The organism is Streptococcus infantis, assembly GCF_047463275.1.
GTDB classification, from domain to species: Bacteria; Bacillota; Bacilli; order Lactobacillales; family Streptococcaceae; genus Streptococcus; species Streptococcus infantis_AF.
Genome location: NZ_JASHEE010000001.1, coordinates 386,293 through 399,582, shown reverse-complemented (window position 1 = coordinate 399,582; position 13,290 = coordinate 386,293). Strand labels below are relative to the sequence as shown.

8 protein-coding genes and 1 CRISPR repeat array are annotated in these 13,290 nt (G+C 33.2%); of the genes, 1 reads left to right on the top strand and 7 read right to left on the bottom strand.

All coding sequences use genetic code 11. The features are described from left to right. Position 1: 1 nt before the first annotated feature. Complete coding sequence (gene yidA, locus QM923_RS02095; RefSeq protein ID WP_414290687.1) at positions 2-808, top strand: sugar-phosphatase; 807 nt, start codon at positions 2-4, stop codon at positions 806-808. Positions 809-948: 140 nt separating this feature from the next. Further along, positions 949-4,411: a CRISPR direct-repeat array (repeat unit 36 nt; unit sequence GTTGTACAGTTACTTAAATCTTGAGAGTACAAAAAC). A 69-nt stretch (positions 4,412-4,480) separates the two neighbouring features. Here yidA and csn2-St read toward each other — a convergent pair. From csn2-St to QM923_RS02060, 7 genes are all read right to left on the bottom strand, one after another. Beyond that, complete coding sequence (gene csn2-St / locus QM923_RS02090; RefSeq protein WP_414290686.1) at positions 4,481-5,524, bottom strand: CRISPR-associated protein Csn2-St; 1,044 nt, start codon at positions 5,522-5,524, stop codon at positions 4,481-4,483. Beyond that, the gene (gene cas2 / locus QM923_RS02085; RefSeq protein WP_003016415.1) at positions 5,521-5,844 is read right to left on the bottom strand and encodes a CRISPR-associated endonuclease Cas2; all 324 of its coding nucleotides are present in this window, start codon (positions 5,842-5,844) and stop codon (positions 5,521-5,523) included. Before cas2 ends, csn2-St begins: the two co-directional genes overlap by 4 nt. A gap of 4 nt (positions 5,845-5,848) precedes the next feature. Then, complete coding sequence (gene cas1 / locus QM923_RS02080; RefSeq protein WP_414290685.1) at positions 5,849-6,757, bottom strand: type II CRISPR-associated endonuclease Cas1; 909 nt, start codon at positions 6,755-6,757, stop codon at positions 5,849-5,851. A 177-nt stretch (positions 6,758-6,934) separates the two neighbouring features. Beyond that, a complete protein-coding gene (cas9, locus tag QM923_RS02075; RefSeq protein WP_414290684.1) occupies positions 6,935-10,321 on the bottom strand; it encodes a type II CRISPR RNA-guided endonuclease Cas9 in 3,387 nt (1,128 codons plus the stop codon). 336 nt (positions 10,322-10,657) lie between these two features. Then, complete coding sequence (locus QM923_RS02070) at positions 10,658-11,548, bottom strand: hypothetical protein (RefSeq protein ID WP_414290683.1); 891 nt, start codon at positions 11,546-11,548, stop codon at positions 10,658-10,660. A gap of 208 nt (positions 11,549-11,756) precedes the next feature. Then, positions 11,757-12,896: a site-specific integrase gene (locus QM923_RS02065; protein ID WP_414290682.1), complete on the bottom strand. Its 1,140-nt coding sequence runs from the start codon at positions 12,894-12,896 to the stop codon at positions 11,757-11,759. Positions 12,897-12,933: 37 nt separating this feature from the next. Next, positions 12,934-13,269 carry a DUF771 domain-containing protein gene (locus QM923_RS02060; RefSeq protein WP_414290681.1) on the bottom strand — a complete coding sequence of 112 codons (336 nt, stop codon included), beginning with the start codon at positions 13,267-13,269 and terminating at the stop codon, positions 12,934-12,936. Between the last annotated feature and the right edge of the window lie 21 nt (positions 13,270-13,290).

Sequence of the window (13,290 nt, the reverse complement as noted above, 5' to 3'; positions counted from 1 at the left end):
TATGAGTATAAAACTAATCGCCGTCGATATTGATGGTACCCTGGTTAATAGCAAAAAAGAAATTACTCCAGAAGTTTTTGCAGCTATCCAAGATGCCAAAGCAGCTGGAGTCAAGGTTGTCATTGCAACAGGACGCCCCATCGCTGGTGTTGCCAAACTCCTTGACGACTTGCAGTTGAGAGATGAAGGTGACTATGTAGTGACCTTCAACGGTGCCCTTGTCCAAGAAACTGCTAATGGCCATGAGATTATCAGCGAATCCTTGACTTACGAGGACTATCTGGATATGGAATTTCTCAGTCGTAAACTGGGAGTCCATATGCATGCTATTACCAAGGACGGCATCTACACTGCCAATCGCAATATCGGAAAATATACCGTACACGAGTCAACTCTCGTCAGCATGCCAATTTTTTATCGTACACCTGAAGAGATGGCTGATAAAGAAATCGTCAAATGTATGTTTATCGATGAACCAGAAATTCTCGATGCTGCTATTGAAAAGATTCCAACAGAATTTTACGAGCGATACTCTATCAACAAATCTGCTCCATTTTACCTAGAACTCCTTAAAAAGGATGTAGACAAGGGATCTGCTATCACTCACCTAGCTGAGAAACTTGGACTAAGTAAGGATGAAACCATGGCTATCGGTGACGAAGAAAATGACCGTGCCATGCTAGCAGTCGTTGGTAATCCCGTTGTTATGGAAAACGGAAACCCAGAACTCAAAAAAATCGCCAAATACATCACCAAAACAAATGACGAATCAGGCGTTGCCCATGCCATCCGAACTTGGGTCTTGTAACATTAAAACCACTCTCTTGAGTGGTTTTTTTCTATATTTTCCTTTGTAGGATGGGGCAATAGTTTTGTCAATCATGTGTCAATAATAGTTTAAAAGAAAAACAATTTTTTCATTCGAATGAGTCCCAAATATCTTAACAAAATGTACAGTTACTTAAATCTTGAGAGTACAAAAACGCAACTCTAAAAGCTGAAATTCATTCATGTGTTGTACAGTTACTTAAATCTTGAGAGTACAAAAATGCATATCAGTAGTATAGTTCTCACCACTGTGTTGTACAGTTACTTAAATCTTGAGAGTACAAAAACAATTTGAACTGTCTCAAAAGGTCTTACAGGTTGTACAGTTACTTAAATCTTGAGAGTACAAAAACAGTTGAGAAAAGAGGTCGGTCTGCTCGGAGGTTGTACAGTTACTTAAATCTTGAGAGTACAAAAACGGTAATACCAACCTTTGCCGTCTGAAGACTGTTGTACAGTTACTTAAATCTTGAGAGTACAAAAACGCTTTTAAACACTCCAGCTTTACGAATTGGTTGTACAGTTACTTAAATCTTGAGAGTACAAAAACGGTGTTAAGGCAAGTTATGATGCATTGAAAGTTGTACAGTTACTTAAATCTTGAGAGTACAAAAACCGTTGAAAGTACATTTAATAGGTGTATCAGGTTGTACAGTTACTTAAATCTTGAGAGTACAAAAACAAGAAATGAGGAAGGTCGATTGAAATTGCAGTTGTACAGTTACTTAAATCTTGAGAGTACAAAAACCTACTACATTATCCCCATCCTGATTGTATTGTTGTACAGTTACTTAAATCTTGAGAGTACAAAAACCTAAAGAAACCAAAGTTAATTTAACAGTTGGTTGTACAGTTACTTAAATCTTGAGAGTACAAAAACTTGCCGTTTGGAAGTGGGATGGAACAAAAAGTTGTACAGTTACTTAAATCTCGAGAGTACAAAAACTTTGAATGCTTCCGGACAAGAAAAATCTTAGTTGTACAGTTACTTAAATCTTGAGAGTACAAAAACGCGTGGATTGATAACAAAGAGGTAGCCTCTGTTGTACAGTTACTTAAATCTTGAGAGTACAAAAACGGGCGTCATCTTCGTCAACGTGAAGAGCGAGTTGTACAGTTACTTAAATCTTGAGAGTACAAAAACAGCCTCTATACCAAGTGGCCTCAAACCAAGGTTGTACAGTTACTTAAATCTTGAGAGTACAAAAACTCCTTGTTAGTGGTATTTTCAATTTTGATTGTTGTACAGTTACTTAAATCTTGAGAGTACAAAAACAGACAACACACTTTTTGACAAACTTGACAAGTTGTACAGTTACTTAAATCTTGAGAGTACAAAAACAAAATGGCAAGCCGTCATCAGGGAGGTCAAGTTGTACAGTTACTTAAATCTTGAGAGTACAAAAACTAGCTGAGGTAGACCTTGATAAAGCAGTAGTTGTACAGTTACTTAAATCTTGAGAGTACAAAAACTAAGACTGACCCACAAACAATCTATAAAAAGTTGTACAGTTACTTAAATCTTGAGAGTACAAAAACCTGTTTTTGTTAGCCCTCTAAACATGAAATGTTGTACAGTTACTTAAATCTTGAGAGTACAAAAACAGTTCGACCAAGCACTAAACTATCATCATGGTTGTACAGTTACTTAAATCTTGAGAGTACAAAAACTGAAGTTACTGAATTATGGCCAGGTTACTTGTTGTACAGTTACTTAAATCTTGAGAGTACAAAAACGCACAGTGAAGTTGTATTTTCACAAAGAATGTTGTACAGTTACTTAAATCTTGAGAGTACAAAAACCAAACTCAACAACAGATTCGCCTTATGGCAGTTGTACAGTTACTTAAATCTTGAGAGTACAAAAACGGAGTTGTTTACAAGAAACTTGCTGGACTTGTTGTACAGTTACTTAAATCTTGAGAGTACAAAAACTAGCAACCAAATTGTAAGGAGTAGAAATGGGTTGTACAGTTACTTAAATCTTGAGAGTACAAAAACTAGAAAGGAGGTAAAACATGGAATATGTATGTTGTACAGTTACTTAAATCTTGAGAGTACAAAAACTAGGAAGAACTAACCTGCCTTGACGTTACTGTTGTACAGTTACTTAAATCTTGAGAGTACAAAAACCTGATCTATAAAGGGGCTGAAAGCCACTTTGTTGTACAGTTACTTAAATCTTGAGAGTACAAAAACATGACGAGGACAAGAAAAAGCTTGCTTGTAGTTGTACAGTTACTTAAATCTTGAGAGTACAAAAACGGACTTTGTGTCGCGACGATACAAAAAACAGTTGTACAGTTACTTAAATCTTGAGAGTACAAAAACTGAAGTCAAGTAAAGGAGGTAACTTACATGGTTGTACAGTTACTTAAATCTTGAGAGTACAAAAACCGTAGCTTCGGATAATACTACTAAAAGAATGTTGTACAGTTACTTAAATCTTGAGAGTACAAAAACAACGTCAAATACATCCGTAATAACAGGATGGTTGTACAGTTACTTAAATCTTGAGAGTACAAAAACTAGCAACCAAATTGTAAGGAGAAGAAATGGGTTGTACAGTTACTTAAATCTTGAGAGTACAAAAACATAATTCCCATTCTATGCTATGCTCCTGTTGTTGTACAGTTACTTAAATCTTGAGAGTACAAAAACATACTGAGCAAAACGTCTACTTACGCTTATGTTGTACAGTTACTTAAATCTTGAGAGTACAAAAACGAGAGCTTTTAGGGGTATGATACCAGGAAGGTTGTACAGTTACTTAAATCTTGAGAGTACAAAAACCAATCCAATGGTACGGTGGTGCTGACTTGGTTGTACAGTTACTTAAATCTTGAGAGTACAAAAACACTGCGCTTATATGATAAGAAGAAGGAGCAGTTGTACAGTTACTTAAATCTTGAGAGTACAAAAACCCAATCCCACGCCCACCGATGACAAAGTTTGTTGTACAGTTACTTAAATCTTGAGAGTACAAAAACTGGAATTTGATACTGGTACCATAGAAAACAGTTGTACAGTTACTTAAATCTTGAGAGTACAAAAACTGATAGGGTAAACGACAAAGTGATCAATCAGTTGTACAGTTACTTAAATCTTGAGAGTACAAAAACTTGAACAAACAGAAAGACCAAGACGGACAGTTGTACAGTTACTTAAATCTTGAGAGTACAAAAACATAATTCCAGAATCAGAAGTAAACATAGATGTTGTACAGTTACTTAAATCTTGAGAGTACAAAAACAAAAACTTAGTTGGATGACAAGTAAAAGTTGTTGTACAGTTACTTAAATCTTGAGAGTACAAAAACACAGTGTAGGGTCTAGCGGATGGTCAACATGTTGTACAGTTACTTAAATCTTGAGAGTACAAAAACTCAGTAATCTCAAAATGATTGTAGAGATAGGTTGTACAGTTACTTAAATCTTGAGAGTACAAAAACCAGCGTTCCCAAGGTTGCTCATCTCTTGAGTTGTACAGTTACTTAAATCTTGAGAGTACAAAAACCCCAATCATTTCCCCAGTTAACCCAAAGAGCGTTGTACAGTTACTTAAATCTTGAGAGTACAAAAACCTCAAATTCGTCAATTTTGGTTTTTGTAGCTCAAAACCATTATAAAGTCTTAATCCTAACTCGTCAATACTATTCTTCTAAATACTTTAATAACATTGGGTTAACTGGTTCAATACGGAATTTAATTTTCATTTTATATTGATATAAATTGTTTAATATCCTCAATGCTACTTGATCTTCAATTGATAAGCTCATATGGAGAATGTCAGAACTAAATAAATAAGGCCCAATCTTTCTTAAAGATGATAAAAAAACTTGCTTATCAGGTATTTGATTTATTGGATATTGATTAGCAAAACGTTCGTACATAAATTCTAATGAATAGAAATGATCAACGTAATCTGAAACAATATTAATCTCCTCTAGTACTTCTTTCGTGACATGAAGATATCCTTCATTTGAAGGAAATGAAATAGTGTACAACATGTTACAGCGAATGGTTAATTGCTCTAATTGTTCACAACACTCAACAAATTCCTTATAAGAGAGATAATCATCCATGTTTCGGAGAACAAGTAAGATCTTCTCAGAACGCTCCATAACCACACCTTCCAACATCGAAAGAAATAATAAAAACTTTGTCTTATTATCAATAAATTCAAAGGATATATTTTTATCGTTCTGTCCAAAATAGGGCAGAAAATTTTTTTGGATCAATTGGTCTGCATTAAAATATTTCGCTTCTGTATGATAGTTAATACCATCTAGTTGTAGATTCAAATTCTGATTCAACAGCAAAGAAATCCTATCTAGATGATCATTGATATTTTCAATTTGCTCCATCATCTCCACTGTATTAATCTTTTTCTTTAGATAATCATAAGCTATCGTTCCTTTTTTATACTCCATTTGCTCAATTAGATCATTAATATTCGATAGTTGAATCACCCTAAATTCTGAACGGGAAACCACCATATCGTCTATTAAGATTTTGGGTTCATTTTGTTCGAATAGGACTAGATCTTCTTCGCTATATTTTTTGCCTCCAAAATACCATAATAGGATTTGCCAAATATAGTACTTTAATTGTTGATCTTGACCTACAACTTGAGTAAACTGTCCAAAACTCAATGTAATATTATCCTTGTATGGATGACTGATATTCATTTTCATATAACTACCAACTTATTATCACTGACTACTTCTTCTTGTTTTGTTTTCCCACCAATGATCAAAACCATTTCAGAAAACTGCTTCTCAGTAACCGCTAGTAAGCGGACATTCCCACTAGGTAAATTACTTTGACTTAATTTTTTATAGAATTTACTAGCAAAACTTCGATTTGGACATGTTCTATAATAAACAGAAAACTGCAACATTTCAAAACCATTAGCAATTAGATCTTTTCGGAAATTACGATAGATTCTTTTTTCTTGATTCGTATCCATAGGAAGATCAAAAAAACACAACAATCTCAATGCTTCATACCTCATTTCTTTAACTCCATTCTACACTAGAAACGATCGGACAGTAGAATTTACTAGTATCCTTATCTGATATACATTTTAGAAAACCTTTAACATATTTATCCATTGCTACCGTTACAGAACAAGTTTCTTTTCCATAACGAATTTTTGCATTCAATGTATCTGTTAAAGCCAATCTGAACTCATATTTTAAATATTCTTCATCCCGTAAATTTTGATAAACCCAAACATCAATAATCTGTCTAAAAGGTTCCATTAAGTCATCTACCAAATTAAATTGATTGTATTCGTTTTTATGAAAAATTCCAATTAAGGGATTTAATCCATAACCAGCAATAATACGTGCCATCTGTGCTCTCATAATCGCATAGCCATAATTTAGACCAGCATTGATGACATCAGTTTCCTGTTGAGTAAGACGTACAAATTTCTTACCAAATAATTCATTGAAATAAACTTTGGCTGCGTGTCCCTCTCGATTAGTTCTATCTCCAAATTCAATATGATCTTTATAGTCTGCTAATAGCTGAATACATTCAATATTCTTCTCAAACATTGAAAGAACATCTTGTTGATTATTTATTTTGAAATAGGTCACTATCTGCCACAGTTTATCTTTTTGTTCCTGCGTCCACAACAATTGTTCCTGTAACTTTTTATAGGCTCTAAAATGGCCATTTTGTGAATGATATATCCCTGTCGGTAAGTGCTCATTATCACAGACGATTAACGCAATGTTATACTTACTTAAGGCACTTAACAATCTTAGGGTTACAACCGTTTCTCCTCCTTCTGCTACAATAATAGAAATATCGCTCAAGGGGATAACATAATCTTCACCCATCTTCTTAATCAAAAGATTATCCAGCTTTAATTGCATTTTTTCACTCTGACAAACATGTACAATTCTCCAAGTCATTCTCTTATCCTCTTTACAAATCGAAAACACCCCGCCATAAATGACAGGGTGTTGAATTCGGCATGAAGCCTTATCTTTGTAGCTTCTGCAAGATTTAAGTAACTGTGTAAGGCGTCCCTTACACTTGATATTATAATACATTGTAAAAGCGTTTGCAACTCTTTTTTAAAAAATTTTTTAAAATTTGAGTTTTGGTTCTTCACCCTCTTTTTTAATGAAATGTTTATTACCCAAAATATCAGTCTTAACTTTATATATAGAAATATTTGGTTTATTTAGGCCCTTTACACATTGTGTAGTACTATTCGGAACGGTATCAAAAATATCAATCAATTTTTCTCCTTTTTCAAAATCCGATTTGTCAATAGGTTTTAATTGAACTTGATGTTTTCCTTTATTGTTTCTTGATAAAAATCTGAACAACTGTTCTTGCCCTGTATCAACATCCTTTATTAAAATCAAATCATTTTTACATAAAGTGAACTTAAACTCTGATTTTTCATCAACACCCTCTAATTTTTTAATAACATCATATTTATTTTTTGAAATCTTATATTTACCAGTACCTTTTTCAAAATATAAATCAGAGTATTTTAATCCAAGAAACTCATATTTTTTTGACTTATTATTATAATATACATCTGTCCTCCAAGGATTAATAGACTGAAGCACAACTTTATTATTACTTTTATCAGGTGTTATATCAATGTGGTTACCTAATTTATTATCGTAGTATTTCAAGCTTTTAATTTCTGGACCATTACCTTTTCTGCTATATTTTCTTATTGGCCCATTTTCTTGTCTGTATTTTTCAAAAGGATTACAAGGGACTTCTTTATTCTTCTCGTTCAATTCTTTAGAAGGATAGGTTCTTAAAATTTCTTCAATTACCTTTTCAAATGTTTGCGGATCTTTGTGATACATTAAGAATCTACTTTTATCTTTATTGTAAATTTTAATGAATGCATCATATCCAGCTTGACTATAAATATCTTTAATCTTACCTAGAACATAAGTTTCTTCAGATTTATCCTTATCTAATTTCGCTTTTCTTGTTGCGTAAATTGTTGCATCAGAAATCTTTCGGTTATATTTTGAATCTACTTGATAAGAAAATAGAATGTTATCCTCAAATTTCTTAGATTTCAACGTATCAACAAAATGATCATATGGCGCTTTGAATACTAACTCTTTGTATTCATCGTCACTCAATGAAATAATTTCACCCGTTTCTTGATCCACAAATTGCTCTTCTTTATAAGAGATCAGAGGATTATTCTGTTTTTTCCATAATCTTAATTGACTAGATGCAGCAATGATCAAAGCATCTACAGCATGATGGTGATAGGTCTCACGAGATTTTTCAAGCCCCCACTTTCTTCTTAACTGCGAGGTAAATTGTCCCCGTACTACCGAAATAGTTGTATCGAATTGATGCTCCTTATAAAAATCTTGTAGAGCATTTAAAACAACTCGAGAGGAATATCGTGTATCAACCAGATTTCGTTCTATAAACTTTTGCTTGACTTCAATTTTACTAATGTCTTCTTCCGTTAAAAGATACTCTTTCTTTTTATTGCTTAGTAATTTTGAATCTTTTACATATGATTTGAACTCTCTGTAGGACCAAGCATCATCCATACTATCTAAAGCTTGAAATGGTGTCCGTTGCCCTTTTTCTTGATTCGCTGTAGCAAGTACTAAGACTTTATTAGATAAACTATCATCGAACGATAAAGATAGAGGTAGAATATGATCAATTTCATACTTGTACCGATTTTGAATCAAATCTGAAATTGGAATATTCTTTCCAGTGTAAAGACACTTTTCACCCTGTTGATGCCACAAACGAATCTTAGTTGCTAATTCTTTATGTCCATGAAAAACGTTATCCGGTAATTCTTTTTTCCCATTGTATTGGAAAGCCGCTTTTTCCATAGCAGCATTTTTCTCGTCTAGATTTGCTTTTTGACGCTTGATATACTCTTTCTTTGCATCATCCTCATTATTTTCACGTGCCATTTCAATAACGATATTATCAAAGATCCCATATCTTTTTGTTGCTTCATTGATAATCTTTATAGCTTGTCTGACAGATTTTGCCACGACAGGATTATAGATTTCTTCTGTTAATTCTTTTTCATCTATGTACTTGGTTCGTTTTGATGTCTCTTTAGATTTTTGTTTGCCTAATCGAGTAAGAATTGTCATTTGCTCTTCCGAAGTCTCATATAATTCTGGAATCAGCTCCATCATGAGTTTTAGAGAAAAATTATGCCATCCCTTACTAAATAAACTGCTATTATTTTTTCTAAATTGAACCAATTCAAGTACTTGATCTTGACTAAATATATCTTTTAGCTTAGCATTAATCGCTTCTTCTATACCTTCTCGCTCAGTATTTAAGGTTAGAATATGAGCAAGCTCATCTATGACCTTTCTCGGTAACTCTTCCACCCTGATTGTTTCTAATGATTGCATTTTTCGATAAGCCTCAAAAGTGTGCATCTCAGGTTTTTTATTGGAATCAATGCGATATCCGTGTATCTGATCAACTGAAGCACCAATCATTTTGGCAATATACTTCAATAGTGTTGCAGCACCTAATGTTTTTGCTGTCTTCGCATACTCAATAATAGTTTTCTTTTGTTCCTCACTCAATTTCTTGGTTTCCGTTGGAACAGTTAAATTATTTAAATCATTTAATAAGTTGAACTCTTGAGCAGTGTATGATGCTTTTGAAGCCCTATATTCATCAGGATAAAATGTACATTTACCAATTAAGATACCAAAAATATTATCTAAGGTTATGTACTCACCTTGAGAATCTTTTTTAGTAGTATACCTTCCATAATCAGTCCGTGATTTTTCATTTCCAGGCCCATGGTAGTATTTTCTTTTACCAGTAAGGATTGTTAAATAATCTTCTATAAAACCTTCTGTAATCTTATTATTGAATTCCTGCTGTTTTCTAAGAATTCTTTCGGCTTCTTTACTATAAGCAGATGTTGAAAAAACATTAATTAATCTTAGTTTTTCACTATTTTCTACAACAGTGAAATCTCCTCTGACCTGACCATATTTTTCGAAACGATCTAGTTGGATTTGACCAGGTGTTTGTTCAGCAAGTAACTTTCTATTCTCTTCAACTGCCTTACCGTAATCAGATGATACTGTACCGCCATCTTCAGAAGCATCATCTAAGTAACTAATACCACGTCTCTTAATAATATTCTTTAAGGCTATAAACAACTCTTCGTTAGTTAATCGTTTATCCAATCCTTGCACACGAATTTGATAAGGATTTAGATTAATAGACACCTTAGAAAAATCAGTTAACAAACCAAAGTCTTCAAATAAATAATGAAGGCGAACACTACGATGTTTTTTTCGACGAGTTAATCTTCTCCCCCCTCTAAAGCCCCTTCTTTCAACATTATTATCAGCTGTTGCAGCTGGAAAAAGCCGAGAATTCGCATGGATAATCTCACCAGTATCTTTTTTTAGAATACCTACTCCAACTGAAGCAATACCAATATCCAAACCCAAAACTAAACCATTCATAATAAAACTCCTCACCAGTCATTATATTAATTTTATTTTACTCTTTCCTTCCTCAAAAATCAAATCATTATAAAATATTTTTAGCAAAAAAAGAATATAATTTTTTTAAAACATGTTTCTTCATTTTATAAAACTAAAAAAGCGTAACTTACGCTTTATTCTATCAACTTCTTCTCAATACAAGAATATAAATATACTTGAGAAAAACATATTAATGGGAATTTTGTTAACTTAGTACAATATTTGATTGAACTTTTATTTTCTTTTATATTTAGATGATTTTGTTTATCGAAAATTTATCAAGTAATTAATTCCTCTTATTTGTATAAATGTCAGTTATTGATAAAGCAACTCCTGCTGTAAATCTTTGATAAACTCCACAACTTGATGATTCTCAATCTTCACATAATAGCCACCATTATTATTGACAAGTTTATCCCCTTCATATTTATCAATCTTTACAGCATAAAGACCGTCTGGTAAGGGTTGATTGTTAAAAAACTCTTTCATTTGCGATTCAAGGTCTTCAAGATAGGCATCATATAACTGATCCTTCTTGTCTTCTGGAGTGTAGTATCGAAATTGAAATTCTGGTATAAAAATATCTTTTTGGAAAAGATATTGAGCATCCATGGGATACATCCCTTGTAATGCTTGTCCATTTTTTTTATTTTCCTCTAAGATTTCATCATAAAGGTGAATATTACCAGATCTACTATTAAATTGAAAATCAATCCCTTCATACTTCAAATCCGTCATTTTAGGATCTGTTATTGAAGTGTCCAATGTTTTCAAAAATTCGCTAGTGCCTGGACTAATCTCAATCCCTAGATAGGCTAGTTCTGGAAAAGCGTGATAAATTTTTTTGTTTTGTTCATAATCTACTTCTGCATCCGTCTTTTTATACTTTTTGTTTTCCGAAGGACGAGTATAGTATTCAAAACGAGAATTAGCCTGATAGGTTTTACCATCTATATTTTCAGTGTAAGTACCATGGATTACAAATCCTCCTACACTTGTATAGTTTTTTTCGTATTTTTCTAGCTCAAACTGCCCTGTAAGACCGTAGTTCTCATAAGAACGATGCACAGCTTGCTCAAGTTCATTCCGACTTGCATGGGCAAATAGACCCCACGTATCCATCATCGCAATAATAGGACTAAGGATTATGAATATTGCGAATATTATAACCATGGATAAGCAGCCAATTAATAAGCCTTTTTTCATCTCTTTCTCCTAAACATTCTACGCCTATTATACCACACCATGGATATCTTATGACGTTTGTCAACATTTGGTCAAAGAAAAAAACACTGGTTTTCCAGTGTTTTTTTATGTTTCTTGATATGCCCCCTGCAAGCATCGAACCAAGGCTTAGAAACCCTATTCTAATAGGCTTTTGAATACTTTTGGTCAATTTTTGGTCAAAATAATTCTATTCTTTATCCAACATTATTTCCCTGACAACTTCATATTCTTTATCAATAACTTCTTGCAACACGTGACCATAAGTCCTGATAATCTGCTGTATATCCTTATGACCAAGCAACCTAGCAACTACCCAAATATCAATTCCATTCGCCAACAAATATGATCCATAAGTGTGTCTACCTGCTGTCGCTGTCATATCCTGACTTCCTATTCCTAATTCATCTAAACAAACCTTTAGGCTTTTATTTAAACCTGAATTAGTAGGTATTTTATATCTTCTATCATAGAATACTAGATCATGTTTCTTCAATTCTTCACGATCAAAAAGAATCTTACCCTGTTCCACTTTCAATGATTTTAAAACTTGTATTAAATCATCATCAATAGGAATTTCTCTAATCGAGGTTTTCGTTTTAGGAGGTGCAAACTCCTGCTTATCTCCTATATATCTCCGATATGTTCTAACTGTTTTATTTTCAAAATCAATATCAGACCAGCAAACTGCCATACCTTCACCAACCCTGAATCCAGTCTTAAATAGAAAATATAACAGATATGGTATCACAGATTCTCTATAATTAAACTTCGACTGTAAATGAGATAACAAATCTTTATATTCAGAAATACTATGAACATACTTATCATCTATATTCCCAGCTTCCAAACCATAGATTTTAACATCTTCTGTAATATCTGTTATCTGCAAGCCGCTTCTTTGACTAAATTTAATCGTTGACCTTATATCAGCATTGATTCTTCTTAAATGATCCTTCGTTACATTTTCTCCAAAATCATTTAAACGTGACTGATATTCCTGATGATTAAGGCTCATAGCTGGTATATCTGAGAATAGTTTTTCTATCACCTTACCTCTTGAATAATACCCTTCCTTCGTTCCATTCGCCTTTTCTGAAGGCAATATCACAAGATCATACCAATCTTGCCACAATCCATACAAGGTAGCCTTACTATCAAATCTAGCTGTATAATTTGATTGAAACAGCCTACGTTCTTTCTCTTGCGCTTCATTCATAGCTTCACGCTTCGTCTTAAAGCCTGAATTTGTCGCAACAACTTTCCCTTGCTTATCGAAAATTCGATAATCCCAAAGTTTACTTTTCCCACGTTGTCGATAACTTGCCACAATTCCCCCTTCCTAAATAGCAATCATCACTATTCCATTATAACATCAATAATATTCTTTGATAGTTTTTATCAAAGTATTCTCTAGTTTTCCTTGCAAGGAATCTATACGGTGAACCCTTTGTTTTTGGATATAACACAAAACCATCTTCATTCTGCTCAATATCCACTTCTTTTTTAATCGCAGGATTCAATAAAATATCATTTACTAATTTACTCTTACTAATTGATAATAATTCCTCAACCTTATCAATCGTCCACCATTGGCCAACTTCTTCTTTTTGAATCAAATCTAAGTATTCAGAACGACTAATCAAAACCATATCAGCAGGAATCGGAACTTCAATATTAAATACTTGTTTCTGCTCTTTCATTTTTTCTCCTTCACACAACAA